The sequence below is a fragment of the Dactylosporangium sp. NPDC050688 genome, from assembly GCF_040654515.1.
Taxonomy (GTDB): domain Bacteria; phylum Actinomycetota; class Actinomycetes; order Mycobacteriales; family Micromonosporaceae; genus Dactylosporangium.
Genome location: NZ_JBFAIC010000013.1, coordinates 167179 through 183659, shown reverse-complemented (window position 1 = coordinate 183659; position 16481 = coordinate 167179). Strand labels below are relative to the sequence as shown.

The 16481-nt window shown below is 73.7% G+C and carries 17 protein-coding genes and 1 pseudogene; 5 read left to right on the top strand and 13 right to left on the bottom strand.

What is annotated here, in order from left to right:
- Positions 1 to 37: 37 nt before the first annotated feature.
- Together AB0H83_RS15820 and AB0H83_RS15815 are read right to left on the bottom strand one after the other, a co-directional pair.
- Complete coding sequence (locus AB0H83_RS15820; protein ID WP_360093227.1) at positions 38 to 397, bottom strand: nuclear transport factor 2 family protein; 360 nt, start codon at positions 395 to 397, stop codon at positions 38 to 40.
- On the bottom strand, positions 394 to 1194 hold the full coding sequence (locus AB0H83_RS15815) for a hypothetical protein (RefSeq protein WP_360093224.1): 801 nt from the start codon (positions 1192 to 1194) through the stop codon (positions 394 to 396). Before AB0H83_RS15815 ends, AB0H83_RS15820 begins: the two co-directional genes overlap by 4 nt.
- A 21-nt stretch (positions 1195 to 1215) precedes the next feature.
- On the opposite strand from AB0H83_RS15815, the gene AB0H83_RS15810 reads away from it, so the two are divergent.
- Entirely contained in the window at positions 1216 to 1833 is a 618-nt protein-coding gene (locus AB0H83_RS15810; protein WP_360093221.1) for an L-threonylcarbamoyladenylate synthase, read from the top strand.
- A gap of 36 nt (positions 1834 to 1869) precedes the next feature.
- Here AB0H83_RS15810 and AB0H83_RS15805 read toward each other — a convergent pair whose 3' ends face one another.
- Positions 1870 to 2220 (bottom strand): hypothetical protein, encoded by a 351-nt coding sequence (locus AB0H83_RS15805; RefSeq protein ID WP_360093218.1) that lies wholly within the window; start codon positions 2218 to 2220, stop codon positions 1870 to 1872.
- A 165-nt stretch (positions 2221 to 2385) separates the two neighbouring features.
- Here AB0H83_RS15805 and AB0H83_RS15800 point away from each other — a divergent pair, with 165 nt between their 5' ends.
- Entirely contained in the window at positions 2386 to 3222 is an 837-nt protein-coding gene (locus AB0H83_RS15800; RefSeq protein ID WP_360093215.1) for an MBL fold metallo-hydrolase, read from the top strand.
- A 295-nt stretch (positions 3223 to 3517) separates the two neighbouring features.
- Here the strand turns inward: AB0H83_RS15800 and AB0H83_RS15795 are convergent.
- Positions 3518 to 4384 (bottom strand): annotated as a pseudogene (locus AB0H83_RS15795) (phosphatase PAP2 family protein); the annotation flags it as partial.
- A 114-nt stretch (positions 4385 to 4498) separates the two neighbouring features.
- On the opposite strand from AB0H83_RS15795, the gene AB0H83_RS15790 reads away from it, so the two are divergent.
- Entirely contained in the window at positions 4499 to 4726 is a 228-nt protein-coding gene (locus AB0H83_RS15790) for a hypothetical protein (protein ID WP_360093212.1), read from the top strand.
- Here AB0H83_RS15790 and AB0H83_RS15785 read toward each other — a convergent pair.
- From AB0H83_RS15785 to AB0H83_RS15755, 7 genes are all read right to left on the bottom strand, one after another.
- Complete coding sequence (locus AB0H83_RS15785) at positions 4687 to 5145, bottom strand: GGDEF domain-containing protein (protein WP_360093209.1); 459 nt, start codon at positions 5143 to 5145, stop codon at positions 4687 to 4689. The genes AB0H83_RS15790 and AB0H83_RS15785 overlap by 40 nt on opposite strands.
- A gap of 22 nt (positions 5146 to 5167) precedes the next feature.
- Positions 5168 to 6331: an SLC13 family permease gene (locus tag AB0H83_RS15780; RefSeq protein WP_360093206.1), complete on the bottom strand. Its 1164-nt coding sequence runs from the start codon at positions 6329 to 6331 to the stop codon at positions 5168 to 5170.
- Between the two features lie 85 nt (positions 6332 to 6416).
- Positions 6417 to 7637, bottom strand: a complete 1221-nt coding sequence (locus AB0H83_RS15775; protein ID WP_360093203.1) for an HDOD domain-containing protein — start codon at positions 7635 to 7637, stop codon at positions 6417 to 6419.
- 101 nt (positions 7638 to 7738) lie between these two features.
- The gene (locus tag AB0H83_RS15770; RefSeq protein WP_360093200.1) at positions 7739 to 8968 is read right to left on the bottom strand and encodes an HDOD domain-containing protein; all 1230 of its coding nucleotides are present in this window, start codon (positions 8966 to 8968) and stop codon (positions 7739 to 7741) included.
- Between the two features lie 95 nt (positions 8969 to 9063).
- On the bottom strand, positions 9064 to 9738 hold the full coding sequence (locus AB0H83_RS15765; protein WP_360093197.1) for a GNAT family N-acetyltransferase: 675 nt from the start codon (positions 9736 to 9738) through the stop codon (positions 9064 to 9066).
- A 121-nt stretch (positions 9739 to 9859) separates the two neighbouring features.
- The gene (locus AB0H83_RS15760; RefSeq protein WP_360093194.1) at positions 9860 to 10402 is read right to left on the bottom strand and encodes a snapalysin family zinc-dependent metalloprotease; all 543 of its coding nucleotides are present in this window, start codon (positions 10400 to 10402) and stop codon (positions 9860 to 9862) included.
- Between the two features lie 49 nt (positions 10403 to 10451).
- Positions 10452 to 11297 carry a patatin-like phospholipase family protein gene (locus tag AB0H83_RS15755; protein WP_360093191.1) on the bottom strand — a complete coding sequence of 282 codons (846 nt, stop codon included), beginning with the start codon at positions 11295 to 11297 and terminating at the stop codon, positions 10452 to 10454.
- A gap of 23 nt (positions 11298 to 11320) precedes the next feature.
- On the opposite strand from AB0H83_RS15755, the gene AB0H83_RS15750 reads away from it, so the two are divergent.
- Positions 11321 to 12232 carry a ribonuclease Z gene (locus tag AB0H83_RS15750; RefSeq protein ID WP_360093188.1) on the top strand — a complete coding sequence of 304 codons (912 nt, stop codon included), beginning with the start codon at positions 11321 to 11323 and terminating at the stop codon, positions 12230 to 12232.
- Between the two features lie 81 nt (positions 12233 to 12313).
- Here AB0H83_RS15750 and AB0H83_RS15745 read toward each other — a convergent pair whose 3' ends face one another.
- Positions 12314 to 12607: a DUF4193 domain-containing protein gene (locus AB0H83_RS15745; protein ID WP_327011695.1), complete on the bottom strand. Its 294-nt coding sequence runs from the start codon at positions 12605 to 12607 to the stop codon at positions 12314 to 12316.
- Between the two features lie 147 nt (positions 12608 to 12754).
- The gene (locus AB0H83_RS15740) at positions 12755 to 13717 is read right to left on the bottom strand and encodes an FAD-dependent oxidoreductase (RefSeq protein ID WP_360093293.1); all 963 of its coding nucleotides are present in this window, start codon (positions 13715 to 13717) and stop codon (positions 12755 to 12757) included.
- 40 nt (positions 13718 to 13757) lie between these two features.
- Between AB0H83_RS15740 and AB0H83_RS15735 the strand changes: the two genes are divergently transcribed.
- Positions 13758 to 16178 carry an FAD-dependent oxidoreductase gene (locus AB0H83_RS15735; RefSeq protein ID WP_360093185.1) on the top strand — a complete coding sequence of 807 codons (2421 nt, stop codon included), beginning with the start codon at positions 13758 to 13760 and terminating at the stop codon, positions 16176 to 16178.
- Positions 16179 to 16481 lie beyond the last annotated feature (303 nt).

Below are 16481 nucleotides of genomic sequence, written 5' to 3'. Positions count from 1 at the left end.
ACGACGTGAGCCAAGCCCGAGCCGCTGCGCTGGCCGCTCACGGGCCGGGCTGGCGCATCCACCACTCGGTGAACTCCCGGCACTGCCCGACCGTGTCGAGCCGGATCAGCCACAGGTTGCTGTACGTCCTGTCCGGGTACGCCGTCACGCCCTGCACGATGCTCAGGTCCGGCCCGACGGTCACCGGATGCCAGGTGAACGTCGCCTCGCCCGGCTCGTCCCGCCGCGCCAGCCACTGCCGCACGATCGCCGCCCGCCCCCGCCACGGCTCGTCGTACGGCGCCGGGTAGTACGCCGCGTCCTGCGCGAACAGCCCGCCGATCTCCTCGGGGTCGTTGCTGCTCCACGCCCTCACGTAGCCCGACACCCAGTCGGTCACCGCCTCGAGGTCCGTCATCCCCCCTTCCTACCTCCTGCCCGCCCCTTCCGCGACACGACGCCGAGGACTGCGCCGTTCGGATTCGGTCGGGATCCGGGCGGACGGGGTGGTGGCCGGCGGATCGTCGACGGCGCAGGAAGAACGCGTTTCGCTGACAGGAGGACGGACATGACGATCACCGCTGGAAAGTTCCTCGCCCGGGTGGCGCTGGTGGTGGCCACCGGGGTCGGGGCGGGCTGGGGGGGTGCGGCGCCGGCCAGGGCGGCGTCGGCGGCGTGGGCGTGCACGCTCAGCGCGGCGCCGAGGTGCCCGCCGGTGAGGTAGCGGTACAGGACGGCCGCCAGCCGGGTCGTGTGCGCGGGCCAGCCGTGCGCGTTGGTGTGCGCGGCGACCGCGACCAGCCCCGCCCGTTCGGTGTCCAGCCAGGCCAGTGCCGCGTCCGGGCCGGCGAGATCCGGCAGCGGGGTGGCGGGTGCGGTCACGGGTGGGCGCCGGTGCGCCTCGGCCGGATGCCGTACGTCCATGGCCCGGGCCGCGGCCGCGAGACAGTAGTCGAACAGCCTGGTCAGCGCGGCCCGGCGGGCGGCGGGGGCGTCGTCGTCGGCGGACCGGTCGGTGGCGTACGCACGGATCAGGTCGTGCATCGTGTACCGGCCGGGCGCGGCCTGCTGCAGCAGGTGGTCGTGGCACAGCGCGTCGAGCAGGGTCGCGGCGGCGTCCAGCGTGGTGCCGGCGAGGGCGGCCGCCGCGTACGCGTCGAAGTCCTGGCCGGCGCCATCGACTGTAGTCCGGCCTCGGCGGCCCGATCCCGGCACGGCGGCGCGTACGCTTTCGCTGTGGCCAGGTTCCTCGATGTGCACCCTGACAACCCGCAGCCGCGGCTGCTGCAGCAGATCGTGACGGTGCTGCGCGACGACGGGCTGATCGCCTACCCGACGGACTCCTGCTACGCCCTGGGCTGCCAGCTCGGCAGCCGGCCCGGGCTGGACCGCATCCGCGACATCCGCAAGCTCGACGACCGCCACCATTTCACGTTGGTGTGCCGGGACTTCGCGCAGCTGGGCCAGTTCGTGCAGATCAGCAACTCGGTGTTCCGCCTCGTCAAGGCGGCGACGCCGGGCAGCTACACGTTCATCCTGCCGGCCAGCCCCGAGGTGCCCCGCCGGCTGCTGCACCCGAAGAAGCGCACCGTCGGCGTGCGCATCCCCGAGCACACGGTCACCCAGGCGCTGCTCGCCGAGCTGGGTGAGCCGCTGCTGTCCAGCACGCTGCTGCTGCCCGGCCAGGACGAGCCGATGACCCAGGGCTGGGAGATCAAGGAGCTGCTCGACCACCAGGTCGACGCGGTCGTCGACGGCGAGTGCGGCGTCGAGCCGACGACCGTGGTCGACCTGTCCGGCGACGAGCCCGAGATCCTGCGCGTCGGCGCCGGGGACCCCAGCCGTTTCGAGTAGGCCCGCCAAGGGCGGCCGGGCGGCGGCGAGGAACGGTCAGCTCCCGGCCCGGCGCAGGCGGCGCACCGGGCGGATGAGCAGCACTGCCGCGCACACCGCCACGGTGACCGCAGTGGACAGCAGCAGCAGGTCCCGGGGCTCGACCACCGACGCGGCCGGGCCGACCAGGTTTTGGCCGACGGCGACGCCCGAGACGGAGCCGGCGACCTCGTAGGCGGTGACCCGGTTCAGCACCTCCGGCGCCACCAGGGTCTGCACGCTGGTGGACCACATCACCGACCAGAACGCCCAGGACACGCCGCCGAGCAGGTGGCCCGCGACCAGCACGGCCAGCGGCGGCTCGAGGGCCACCGACAGCGGGACGGCGGCGAAGCCGATCAGCGCCACGCCGCCCGCGGCGAGCGTACCGGCGCGCCTTCCGCTGAACGCGCCTTTCTGTGGACCCGGCTTCCGCTGCCCTGAGCTGACCGCCCGCAGAGTGCTTGCAATCTGCCACCACTGGGCTTACCTTCTGCGCAGAGCGGTTGCAAACCACAAGCGGAAGGGGTCGCCGTGCTGAGGCAGGTCGCGGAGGGTGTGCTGGTCCACGAGAGCGAGTTCTGCCAGAGCAACGCCGTGGTCGTGCACGGCCGGGCCGGTGTGCTGCTCATCGACGCCGGGGTGCAGGAGCACGAGATGGCCTGCCTCGCCGGCGACCTGGCCGGCTCGGGCCAGAGCGTCGCGGCGGGCTTCTCGACGCATCCGCACTGGGACCACCTGCTCTGGCACGCCCGGCTCGGCACGCCCCCTCGGTACGGCACGGCGCGCTGCGCGGCCAGTGCCCGGGACCAGCTGTCCGACCCGGACACGATGGCCTACATCATCGAGCACCTGGAGCCGACGGGCATCGCCGAGCACGTGCCGCTGGACCTGTTCGGCCTCATCACCGCCCTGCCCGCCGGGACCGCGCAGATCCCGTGGGACGGCCCTCGCGTCCGGATCATCGAGCACCAGGCGCACGCACCGGGCCACGCTGCGCTGCTGATCGAGGACCGCGGGGTGCTCGTCGCCGGCGACATGCTGTCGGACGTGCTGATCCCGATGTTCGGCATGGACGGCACCGCCGACCCGTTCGAGGACTACCTCGCCGCGCTGCGGCTGCTGGAGAGCGTGGCGGGCGACGCCGGCGTCGTCGTCCCCGGCCACGGCTCGGTCGGCGGCGCCGGCGAGGTGGGCGCACGGATCGACCAGGACCGGGCGTACGTCCTGGCCCTGCGCGACGGCCGGGACGCCGCCGACCCGCGGGTCGGGCCGTCGGCCAAGCCCGGCTGGGAGTGGGTCAGCGACGTGCACCACGGACAGCTGCAGCGCCTCGCCCGAAGCGTTGAGCGCGAAGGAACGCCCGGCTGACCGGGCACGGCCGGTCCACACCCGGCGGACCTCAGCCGGGCAGTTTCACCGTCGGGTCGTCCGGGGGCTGAGCGAGGCGCTGGGTGGTCGGCTCCTCCTGGGTGAGGCGGATCGTGACCTGCTCCCCGATCGGGTCGCCGACCGGTGCCGGGGTGGTGTGCCGCACCGCGGCCAGCGGCACGGTCGGCGGCTCGCCGGGCCCGCCGCCCGGGACGCCGCCTCCGCCACCGGGGACGCCGCCGCCCGGCCCGCCTGGCTCGTCCGGCTCGTCCTCGTCGTCCAGCGCCGGGACGACCTGGGGCACGACGCGGTGCGCGGTGGCCAGGACCGAGGCGACCACCAGCCCGGCGGTGCCGGCGATGCCGAGCGCCCCGCCCGCGTACGCGGCGAAGAGGCGGCGCCGGCTCAGCTCGTCCACGGCGACGTCCAGCGCCTGGTTCGTCAGGTACAGGGCGATGCCGGCCCCGGCGAGCAGCCCCAGCGAGATGAGGCCGAGGAAGACGGTCGCGTACGTGCTCGGCGGGCCGTACTGGACGCCGCCGTGCCGGCGCTGCGCGAGGACGATGAACAGGCCCGCCGTCGAGGCCCAGCCGCCGACGATCAGCAGCGCCGAGACGGCGTCGCTGGGGCGGTGCCAGCCGGCCGACAGGGTCGCGACGCCGGCGAGCGCGGCGAACGCGGCGGCGATCAGTGCCCCGGTGGCTCGTGCCTTTGCCGGCAGGACCAGTACGAACGCGACCGCCACCGACGCGGCGATCGTGGTGTGGCCGCTGGGCAGGCTGTTGCCGACGCCGGCGCGCTCGGGGTCGATGCCCAGGTCGGGCCGCGTGATGAGGGCCTTGACGACCTGGGTCGTGATGTTGGCCCCGGCGATGAGCAGGACCGCGCCGACGGCGAGGGCGACCCGGCGGCGGATGAGGGCGATGAAGCCGACGGTGACCGTGGCGACGGTCAGCGACAGGATCGAGATGCCGTTGAGCACCCGGTCGACGATCGTCTCGACGCGGGCCCGGCCGATGCTGTTGCCGGTGAGGGCGACGTAGTCCAGCAGCTGCCCGTGCTCGGTCTGCACGAAGACGTGCCACACCTCGCGGAAGCCGAGGGCCTCCGCGGCGCCGAGCAGTAGCAGCCACAGCACCAGCCCGAACGGCCATCCACGCATGGCGAGGAACATAGCCGATCCGGGCGGGAAACAAACGTGGCGAGTGACCGGTATGCGTGGCCGCGCGCCGATCGGGGTAGATGGTCGTTGCTGTCGACGGAGGAGGAGGCGGGGATGATCACCAGGGTGCGCCCGGTCGGGGTGCTGGTCGGCTACGCGGTCGAGGCCGTCGACGGTCCGGTCGGCACGATCCACCGCGGCACGTACGACCGGGGCCGGCTCGTCGTGCTGTCCGGCAGCGGGGCGCAGGTGACGCTGCCGGTCGACGCGGTGCAGCGCATCGACCACCGGCTGCGCACCGTCTACCTCGGGGTGAGCCGGGCCTCGGTGGCGGGCTGCTGAGCGACCTCCACCCGGTCCCGCCCGCCGCGTTTCGCCTTGTACAGGGCGGCGTCGGCGCGGGCGACGAGCTCGTCTGAGGTCTCCACGCCGTCCCACTGGGCGAGGCCGGCGGAGAACGTCTGCCCCAGCGGGGTCACCGTCATGAGCCGCCGCAGCACCTGTACCGCCGCGCCGGGGTCGGCGCCGGGCAGCAGCGCGATGAACTCCTCGCCGCCGTAGCGGGCCAGGTGGTCGGTGCCGCGCAGCTGATCCGACCAGGCCGCGGCGGCCGACTTGAGCAGCCGGTCGCCGGCGGGGTGGCCGTACTCGTCGTTGAAGCGCTTGAAGTGGTCGAGGTCGATCATGGCCACGGCCAGGCCGGCGCCGTCGCGGCGGGCCCGCTCGACCGCGGCGGGCACCAGGTACCCCCGCAGCATCATGTCACTTAGGGTAACCAGAAAATCACACCAGGAGGGCGGCGGTGGCGAGCATCGTGCCGGCCACCGCGACCGCGGCCCCGGTGAGCAGGAACTGTGCGGCGGGCACCCGCACCCCGCCCGCCCGGCACCGCTCCCACCACAGCAGCGTGGCCAGGGACGCCCACGGCGCGGCGAGCGGCCCGACGTTCACCCCGATGAGCAGCGCCAGCAACTGCGTGCGGTGCCCGGCCCCGATGCCGGCCTCGCCCGCGATGTACGCGGGAAGGTTGTTGACGACGTTCGCCAGGCCCATGCCGGTGGCAGCGGCCCGGAACACCCCGGCGGCCCCCGGGTCGGTGCCGATGAGCGTACCGGCGAACCGGTCGAGACCGTGCGCGCCGAGCGTCTCGACGACCAGGAACAAGCCGGTCACGAACACCAGCAGCCGCCACGGCAGCAGCCCCGGGCGCAGCGCCGAGCGGTCGCGCACCACGAACGCGCCGACGACCACGACCGCGGCCACCCCCGACGCCAGCCACAACGGCACCTCGAACAGCACCCCGGCGACGAACACCAGGCACGCGCCGAGCGCCACCCGGAACAGCACGGCGTCGCGCGGCCGGTGCTCGGGCGGCGGGGTGAACCGCCGGGCGGCGCTGCGCCAGTACACCAGCCACAACGCGGCGGCGGTGACAGTGATCGCGGCCAGCTGCGGCAGCCACATCTGCCCCGCGAACGCGACGGGCTCCAACCCGACCCGCCCCGCGGCCAGCAAATTCGTCAGGTTGGACACGGGCAGCAGCAGGCTCGCGGTGTTGGCCAGCCACACCGTCGTCACGGCCAGCGGCAGCGCCGGCAGTCCGAGCCGGCGCGCCAGGGCCAGCATGACCGGGGTGAGCAGCACCGCCGTCGTGTCGAGGTTCAGCGTGACCGTCGTGACGGCCGCGAAACCGACGCAGACCGCGAACAGCGCGACGGTCCTGCCCCTGGCCAGCCCGGCCAGCCGGTCGGCGAGCACGTCGAACACCTCGGCCTGCGCGGTGAGCTCCGCCAGGATGATCACCGCACCGAGGAACACCAGCAGCGGCGCGATCCGCCGGACGGTACTTTCCGCCTCACCCACGGACAACAACCCGGCCGCGACGGCAACGCCCCCGGCGGCGAACAACCCGATCCCGACCCAGTCCAACACATGCAGCCGCTTCATCGTCGATGATCTTTGCACCACGGCCGGCCGGGCGCGGTGTCAGGCCCGGCCTCCGCGGGCTGAGCTGGGCCGGGCTGGAATTGGGTCAGGTTCGCGGCGCCGGGGAGTCGGCGGTGTCGGGCTCGGTGAGGGTGGCGTTCGTCCAGCGCAGCGCGGCGAGGAGGTCCTCGGCGAGGTCGGGGACGTCGGCGACCGGGGCGTCGCGCTGGTACGTGCGCACCTCGGTCAGCACGGCGCCGAGCTGGCCGCGGCCGTGGACGACGGCCTCGGCGACGTCGTCGGTGAGCGGGAGCCGGTCGGTGAGCTCGCTCGCGGGGCGGCCGAGGAGGTCGCCGATCGCGGACAGCAGGCCGACGGTGAACGCCGCGGGGCCCGAGCCGCCCTGGCGCTCGGCGACGGTCTGGCACATGCGGGCGCGGACGACCGCGTCGGTGAGCTGGGCCTCGTCGCCGTCGGCGAGGTCGGCGACCATCATCAGGGTCGCCCACTGGCGGACCTTGGGGATGCCGAGCATCACGACCGCCTGGAGGATCGACGACACCTGCTGCGGCAGGCCGTTGGAGACGGCGTTGACCCCGCGCAGGACGCGCACGGCGAGCGCCGGGTCGCGTTCGACAGCGTCGACGGCGCGGTCGAGGTCCACCTCGTCGGCGGCGAGCTCGGCGAGCAGGCGCATGCGGGCCAGCCGGGAAGGGCTGAGCGCGTGCGTGGTGATCAGGTGGGGCCGGCTCAGCACATGGCCCTGAAACAGCTGGAACTGCAGCTTGTGGGCCAGGTCCAGCAGCTCGTGGGTCTCGACCCGCTGGGCGACGAGCCGGACCCGGGGGTACCGGCGGCACTGCGCGGCGATCGCGGCGATCGCGCGGCGGTCGCTGGCGAGCATGTTGACCTTGGCGTAGTGCGCGAGCGGCAGCAGGCGGGCGCGGGAGGCGTCGCCGGCGAAGTCGTCCACGGCGATGCGGTGGCCCTGCTCGACGAGGCGGGCGACGCCGTCGAGCACCTCGTCGTCGACGGCGATGCCGGCCATCAGCTCCAGGCCGACCGACCCCGGCGGGAACGGCAGCGGCAGCTCGCCGACGATGAACTCGCGGGTGAGGTTGATGAAGCAGCGCCGGTCGCCGACCAGCTCGGGGATGCCGAACGCGGTGAACGCCTCCACGATGACCCGGCTGGTCGCGGCGCTGTCGCGGACGGTGGCGTGCATCGCCTCGGGGCCGTCGCGGAACAGCAGCTCGTACGCGGCGACGTGGCCGTGCCGGTCGTAGAGCGCCTGCCGGCCGATGTGTACGGGTCGCGTGCTGTCCACGATCGCCTATCGGCAGGCCACGGCGGCGTTGAAGGATCGGCCGTCCTCCAGTTGCCAGGCAGCAGTCCTCCAGTTGTTAGGCAGCCGTCCTCCAGAGCAGGTCACGGGGACGGCGGGCGGGTCCTGGGTGCGATGATGTGCCCCGTGTACGCCACGGCGTCCAGGTACGCCAGTGCCGTCTCCTCCACCGGCAGCGGCGCCGCCAGCAGCATCGGCAGGTCCGACGCCTCGTACGCGGCGACCAGCGACAGCAGCTCGCCCAGCGGCCCGACCCCGTCGACGAGCGCCTCGGTCACCTCGTGGCTCAGCGACAGGCGCATCGCCAGCTCCGCGGCCCGCTGGCCGAGCAGCTCCGCGACGGCGGAGACCAGGCCGACGGTGAACGCCGGTTCCGCCGGCACCGCCATCCGCTCGGCGATGTTCTGGCACATGCGGGCCCGGGTGATCGCGCCGGACAGCTGCGCCGCGCCGGGGTCGTCGAGGTCGCTGACCAGCATGAGCGTCGCCCAGTCGCGGAGCCGGTCGACGCCGAGGAGCAGCACCGCCTCGTGGACCGAGGACACCTTCACCGGCAGGCCGAGCGCGTCGGCGTTGGCGGCGGCCATGAGGCGCAGGCTGAGCGCCGGGTCGCTGGTGACCAGGCCGACGACCCGGTTGAGCGGGATGCCGGGGCCGACGAGGAGGCTGAGCAGCTCGACCCGGGCCAGCCGCGACGGCGACAGCGCCGTGCCGGTGACGATCTGGGGGCGGCCCAGCACGTACCCCTGGAACAGGTCGAACCCGAGCGCCCTGGTGTGCTCGAGCTGCTCGCGGGTCTCCAGGCGTTCGGCGACCAGGGTGAGGTTGGGGTACTCACGGCAGCGCTCCACGGTCGCGACGAGCTCGCCCGGGGGCGTCTCCAGCACGTCGATCTTGACGTAGGTGGCCAGGTCGAGCAGCGGCTCGTGGCCCAGGCCGAACACGTAGTCGTCCAGGGCGATGCGGTACCCCTGCTCGACCAGCCCGGCGACGGCCGCCACCACGACGTCGTCGATCGTGACGGTCTCGAGGATCTCCAGCACGACCTGCTCGCGGTCGAAGGGCAGCGGCAGGTCCCCGACGAGGAACTCGCGGGTCAGGTTCACGAAGCACAGCCCACGCCCGCACAGCGACTCGATGCCGATCTCGGTGAAGGCGGTGATGAGGACCCGGCTGGTGGCGTACGCCCCACGCTCGTCGGCCTCCACCGCCCCGGCGTCGCCGCGGAAGAGCAACTCGTAGCCGTGGACGTCGTCGTGCCGGTCGAAGATCGGCTGACGTCCGACGTGCACTGCGCCGGAAGCGGGGAACATACCGCACACATCGACTCCGGCGGCGCGGCAATGACCCCTTTGCCGCAGAAAAGTTGTACGGCCCGGCCGCCGGCCGGCGTGCGCGCGTGCTGCGCTCAGGCCGTCGCGGCCATCGCGTGGACCTTCCAGCCGAGGTCGGGGAAGCCGGCCGCGTCCGCGACGTGGGCGCTCGGCGTGTTGGCCGGGTCGTGCAGGTACACCGCGACCGCTCCGCCCGCCACGATCCGCCGGGCCGCCCGCGCCACGAGTCGGCGGGCCAGGCCCCGGCCGCGGGCGCGCTCGTCGGTGCCGACCGAGATCTCGATGCCGGACACGTCGTGGGGTTTCAGGCCGACCCCGGCGAGGTACGCGCCGTGCTCGTCGCGGGCGATGAGCACCTCGCCCGGGAAGGGGCGCAGCCAGTCGGGGATGTCGGGTCCGTCCGACGGCTCCCAGGCCCCGGTGCCCGGCAGCGGGGCCGGGGTCTGCGACCAGCGGAACACGCCGGTGAAGCACACCTGCTCGGGGCGGCCCAGCAGGGCCGGCAGCCGCGCGGCGAGCACGGCGGCGGCGTCGCCGGCGGCCAAGCCGGTGACGAGGTCGGCGACCGCGTCGCGGTGCGCGGGCGGCACCGACAGCACCCCGCGCCCGTCGGCGTCGGTGACGCCGAGCGCCAGCTGCTCGGCGCCGTCCCAGCGGGGCTTGTCCCGGGCCGGGTGCCCGACGACGGTGATCCCCGCGCCGGGCGGGGGCCACTCACCGAGCCAGACCTGCAGGAACCTCGTCAGCACCAACGCCTCCGCGGAAAGGATCGAGAGCCCGGCACAGGACCACATCCTAGGCGCTCGATCCTTCCCGCCAGACCCCCGGCAGCCGACGGAAAGCCGACGGCAAGACCGGCGGAGCCTCCCGTCAGCCCACGAGAAGCACCTCGGGCGCGTCCTGCGGCACGGCCGCCGCGACCCCCGAGGCGAAGTTGCGCTGGACCTGTGCCGCCTCCGCCGTGCTCGGGTTGGCGTTGGTGCACGACACCGGCGCGCTGCTGCCGGACATCAGGTCCGAGCACAGCCCGGTCCGCCGGTCCGGCAGCCCGAGGATGTGGCCGAACTCGTGCGTGGCGATCCGCAGCGGGTAGTAGCCGTCGACGACGGCCTCGCGCCCCATGTACCAGCGCCCGTTGCCGAGGCTGGTGGTGTACGTCCTGGGCCAGCCGTTGTCGGCGTAGACCCGGATGTTGGGTGTCCGGCCGGCGGTGACGGGCACCAGCCGGACGTTGCTGACCCGGCCGTTCCACACGGTGGCGGCCTGGTTGACCACCGCGACGAACTCCTGCGCCTGGCTCGCGTCGTAGTAGAGGGTACGGGTGGCCGCGTGCGCGGGTGCCGCGCCGGCCAACTGGACGCCGACCAGCGCCGCGAGGGCGAGCAGCACGGTGGCGAATCTGCGTCTGACCATGCCCAGAGGCTAGCCGTGCATCGACAGGCGCCGATATATATCAGTCAGCTCATATCAGTACCTCGGTGACCGCCTGCACGACGGTGGCGGCCTGGCGGCGGCCGGTCTCGGCGGCCGCGGCGCGTTTGGCCGGGTCGAGCACGTTGCGGCCGATCGCGGCCTTCGCCTCGGCGTCAGGGGTGACCACGACGGAGCGCACGGCGGGCCCGAGCGCGGCCAGCTCGGTGCCCATCCGGCCGGAGCGGCGCAGTGCGGCCGTCGACGGGGCGAGCACGACGACCCGGTCGTGGCCGCGGGCGAGGTGGGCGTTGGCGGCCGAGCGGACCCCGCCGTCCATGTAGTGCCGGCCGGCGATGGTGACGGTCGGCCAGACGACCGGCACGGCGCAGCTGGCGGCGACGGCGGAGACCAGGTCGACGCCGCTGTCGCGGTCGAAGACGACCTCCTCGCCGGTCTCGGCGTCGATCGCGGTGACCAGCACGCGCGGCGCGGCCGGCCACTCGTGGCTGGGCAGCCGGCCGGCGATGACGTCGCGGCGGGTCTGTTCGTCGACGGTGTCCGCGGTACGGGCGGCGTGCCCCAACCGGCGCAGTGCCAGCCGGTCGTCGCCGGGGCGCAGGCCGGCGGCCGCGTACCGCAGCATCGTGCCGACCCCGAAGTGCGCGGCGATCTCCCCGGTGGCGGGTCTGCGCTGCCGCTCGTAGAGCTCCTCGACCGGGACCCCGCTGGTCACCTGGGCGGCGACGACCGCGCCGGCGGAGGTGCCGACGACCAGGTCGGCACGGGTCAGGTCGACGCCGGCGGCGGCCAGGCCGGCGATGATGCCGGTCTCCCAGGCGACGCCGGTGACGCCACCGCCGCCGAGGACGAGCGCAAATGAGGAGTCTGCGGGCATGCGGCAACTGTAAGGTTCCGCGAATGCGTGAGCTCGTCGTGCTGGGCACCAGCAGCCAGGTGCCGACGAAGACCCGGAACCACAACGGGTACTTCCTGCGCTGGGACGACGAGGGGTTCCTGTTCGACCCCGGTGACGGCACGCAGCGGCAGATGTCCCTGGCGGGCGTCTCGGCCACGGACATCACCCGGATCTGTGTGACGCACTTCCACGGCGACCACTGCCTGGGGCTGCCGGGCATCGTCCAGCGCATCTCGCTCGACAACGTCCCGCGCCCGGTGACGGCGCACTTCCCGGCGAGCGGGCAGGTGTTCTTCGACCGGCTCCGGCACGCGTCGGTCTTCTATGACGCCGCGGACATCCGCCCGGAACCGATCACCGGAGGCGGAGATATCGTGGAAAGCCCGAAGTGGCGGCTCGAGGCGAGAGCCCTGGACCACGGGATCGACACGTACGGCTACCGCCTGGTCGAGGCCGACGGCCGGCGGATGGTGCCGGAGCTGCTGCGGCAGCACGGCATCGCGGGTCCGGCGGTCGGCACGCTGCAGCGGGACGGCGCCGTGACACTCGACGGCAGGACGGTGACCGTCGAGGAGGTCAGCGTGCCGCGACCCGGCCAGCGGTTCGCGTTCGTCATGGACACCCGCCTGTGCGAGGGCGTGACCGCCCTGGCCGACGGGGCCGACCTACTGGTGATCGAGTCCACGTACCTGGACGTGGACGCCGGCCTGGCCGCGGCGCACGGGCACCTGACGGCAGGTCAGGCGGCCCGGGTCGCGGCCGAGTGCGGGGTGCGCACCCTCGTGCTCACCCATTTCTCGCAGCGTTACGACGAGCCTGAGCGCTTCGCCGACGAGGCGGCGAAGGCGTTCGACGGTGAGGTCGTGGTGGCGGAGGACCTGACCCGGGTCCGGGTGCCGGCCCGCCGCCCCTGAACGATCAGGGACCTCACCCTGGAGCTGTCACGCCCTTCCGGCAGCTCCTGGAGCTGTCACGTTCTTCCGGCAGCTCCAGGGTCAGTCGCACTCGCGGCAGACCGGGGCGCCGTTCTTCTCGCGGGAGAGCTGGCTGCGGTGGTGCACGAGGAAGCAGCTGGAGCAGCGGAACTCGTCCAGCCGCATCGGCACCACCGGCACGGTCAGCTCCTCGTCGGGAAGCTCCGCCCCAGGAAGCTCGAACCCGGCTTCGCTGTCGTCGACGTCCACGGACGGCGACTGGGCGTTGGCCCGCCGGGCGGTGAGCTCTTCGAGGCTGTCCTCGGCGAGGTCGGTGCCGACGGGGTGGCGTGGCGCGTCGTAGTCGGTGCTGATGGCCATGGCGTTCACCCTCTCTTGGTGACTGTGGTTGTGTAACGAACGCCGCCGGCCTCGGATGTGTTCCCCGACCGACATGAATGAATACCGCCGGGACCAAATCGGTCCACTGTGGACATATCAACAGCGTTGGCGCCCACGAGGCTACCTCGCCCGGCTGGCCGTTCGTGGTGTTTTCGGATTCTGGTTTCCGACGATGGCGGCGGCGACGGCGCGGCCGGACAGCCAGGCCGCCTCCACCCTCGGCCGGCCGAATCCGTCGCCGGCCAGGTACACGCCCTCCACCTGCGCAAACTCCGATCCGGAGGGCCTGGTGGGGCGGGCCGCGGGCCAGCGCCGCGTAGCCACGGCGACCGCGGCTTCGGGCAGGTCCAGCAGCTCCCTCACGGCGGCCTCAACGTCGCCGGCGGCCGATTCCATGGCGAACGCGGGTGTGGTGTGCGCCACCAGGACCGGTGCGCCGTCCCCGCGCCGCGACCCGTCGTCACACACGGTGGTGAGCACCGGGTGATCGTTGACGAACGCGCCGGTCAGCGGCTTCCAGCAGCGGCGGCGGTAGCGTAGCGCGACGGCCAGGGACGGCTGCCAGTCCTGCGCCTCGGCGAGGGGCGCCGCCGCCGGCAGCAGCGCGGCGGCCTGCGGGGCGGGCATCGCGAGCACCACCGTGCCGTCCAGAACTGTCAGCTCTTTGACAGCTGCCCCACAGGTCACGTTAACCCCGGCGGCGAGGTCCGCGGCGAGGGACGCGAGCCCGCCGGCGGCGGCCCACCGCTCAGGCTCGCCCGTACCGGCGGCGGGCGCGCCCGTACCGGCGGCGGACGAGCCCTTTTCGGCGGCGGGCGGGCGCGGACCGTACACCTTGAAGGCCGGACCGGTCCAGGGACGCGCGAGACCCTCGTCCCGCCAGCGCGCCACGACCGCCGCGAACCCCGGGTCGCTGACGGTGAAGTAGGCCGCGCCCAGGTCGGCCGGGCGGCCGTCCAGCAGGTCGCCGCCGAGCCGGCCGCCGGGCGTCGCGGCCCGCTCCAGGACCCGCACCGGCACGCCGGCGTCCTGCAGCGCCCACGCGCACGCCAGCCCCGCCACGCCCGCGCCGACCACGACCACCGCCATCCACCCAGTCTCGCAGGGTGCTTAGGCTCTCGGGATGGACCTTCCACAGCGGGCTCGCGTCGTCGTGATCGGCGGAGGGGTGATCGGCACGTCGGTCGCCTACCACCTGGCGAAGCAGGGCGTGACCGACGTGCTGCTGCTGGAGCGCGACCGGCTCACCGCCGGCACCACCTGGCACGCGGCCGGGTTGATGGTGACGTTCGGCTCGCTGTCGGAGACCTCGACGCGGATGCGTCAGTACACCCGCGACCTGTACGCGTCGCTGGAGGCGGAGACGGGCCTGTCCACCGGGCTGCGCCAGTGCGGGTTCATCGAGGTCGCCGCCGACCTCGGCCGCCTCGAGGAGTACCGGCGGGTCGCCGCGTTCAACCGGCACCTCGGCGTCGACGTGCACGAGATCTCCCCGAAGGAGGTGCTCGACCTGTTCCCCCTCGCCCGGGTCGACGACGTCCTCGCCGGGTTCTACGTCGCCGAGGACGGCCGGGCCAACCCCGTCGACGTGACCATGTCCCTGGCCAAGGGCGCCCGGCAGCGCGGGGTCCGCATCGTGGAGGGCGTCGCGGTCACCGGCGTGCTGCGCTCCCGCGGCGCGGTCACCGGGGTCCGCACGCCGTTCGGCGACGTCGAGGCCGAGACCGTCGTCAACTGCGCCGGCATGTGGGCGCGGCAGCTCGGCGAGGAGGCCGGGGTCAGCATCCCGCTGCAGGCCGCCGAGCACTACTACCTCATCACCGAGCCGATCGACGGGGTGCACGCCGGGCTGCCGGTGCTGGAGGACCCGGGCGCCTACGGGTACTTCCGCGAGGAGGGCGGCGGGCTCATGATCGGCCTGTTCGAGGGGCAGGCGGCGCCGTGGTCGGTGCGGCGGGTGCCGGACGACTTCTCCTTCGGCACGCTGCCGCCGGACTGGGACCGGATGGCGCCCTACCTGGAGGCGGCGATGGACCGCATCCCGGTCACCACCACCGCCGGCGTGCGCACGTTCTTCTGCGGGCCGGAGAGCTTCACCCCCGACCTGGCGCCGATCTTCGGCGAGTCGCCGGAGCTGCGCGGGTACTTCGTGGCCGCCGGGCTCAACTCGATCGGTATCCTGACCGGCGGCGGGATCGGCCGGGCCCTGGCACACTGGATCGCCGACGGCGAGCCCGACGTCGACGTGACCGGCATGCACATCGACCGGCTCCAGCCCTACCAGCGCAACCTGCGGTACCGGGCGGAGCGCACCGTCGAGGCGCTCGGCATGGTGTACCAGACGCACTACCCGCACAAGGCGATGCGTTCCGCCCGGGGCGCCCGGCGCTCACCGCTGCACGACCGGCTCGCCGGGCTCGAGCCGTACCTGCGCGAGGTCTCCGGCTGGGAGATGCCCGACGTGTACCACTTCCCGGGCGTACCGCAGCCGTCGTGGTCGCGGCCGGAGTGGTTCCCGCAGTGGGAGGCCGAACACCGCGCGGTCCGCGAAGGGGTCGCCGTCATGGACATGTCGTTCATGGCCAAGTTCCTCGTCCAGGGCCGCGACGCGGGTGCCGTGCTGGAGCGGCTGTCGGCCAACCGGGTCGGCGGCGGCCTGGTCACCTACACCCAGTGGCTCAACGAGCGCGGCACCATCGAGGCCGACCTGACCGTGACCGAGCTGGACGAGGACCGCTTCTGGGTGGTCGCGTCGGACACCGCGCACCGCCACGTGCTGGCCCGGCTGCAGCGGCACACCGCCGACCGGCACGCGTTCGTCACCGACGTGACCTCGGCGTGGGCGCAGCTCAACGTGCAGGGCCCGCGGTCGCGGCAGCTGCTGGCCGCGGTCAGCGACACCGACGTGACGATGCCGTTCCGCGGCGCCCGCGAGCTGGAGATCGGCTACGCGCGGGTGCTGTGCCTGCGCATCACGTACGTCGGGGAGCTCGGCTACGAGCTCTACGTGCCCGCCGAGCAGGCCGTGCATGTCTACGACCGGCTCGTCGCCGCCGGCGCCGAGGTCGGGCTGCGCCACGCCGGGCTGAAGGCCCTCGCGAGCCTGCGGCTGGAGAAGGGGTACCGCGACTACGGCCACGACATCGACAACACCGACGACCCGCTGTCGGCGGGACTCGGGTTCGCCGTCGCGTTCGACAAGCCGTCGTTCATCGGCCGCGACGCGGTCCTCGCCCTGCGCGACGCCGGCCCGCCGCGGCGGCGGCTGGTGCAGATCCTGGTGACGGACCCGTCGGCGCTGCTGTTCCACGGCGAGGTCGTACGCCGCGACGGCCGCGACGTCGGCTACGTGCGAGCCGCGTCCTACGGCCACACCCTCGGCGGCGCGGTCGGCCTGGCGTTCCTCGACGCCGGCACCGACGTCCTCGACCAGGCCTGGCTCGACGCCGGGACGCTGACGGTGCTCGTCGCCGACCGCGAGTACCCGGTCCGCGCCTCCCTGCGGCCCCTGTACGACCCGACGAGCGCCCGAATCCGCGCCTGACCGCTTATCCGCTGCACCGCTTCACTGCCACCCCGGACCCCGACCTCCCCACCATCACTCATGATCCACGGCCGGATCCGGCCACCCGGACGACCACCCCGTGCCTTCGATCAACGGCCACATGATCCAAGGCGCCCCGCGGCCACGCCCATCGCCCCGCGGCCGTGCCCACCGGCCCGTGGCCGTGCCCACCGCCCCGCAGCCGTGTCCACCGCCCCGCAGCCGTGCCCACCGGCCCGTGGCCGTATCCGTCGGCCCGTGGCCGTATCCGTCGGCGCCCTCGGCGTCGGTCGGCGCGGCAAC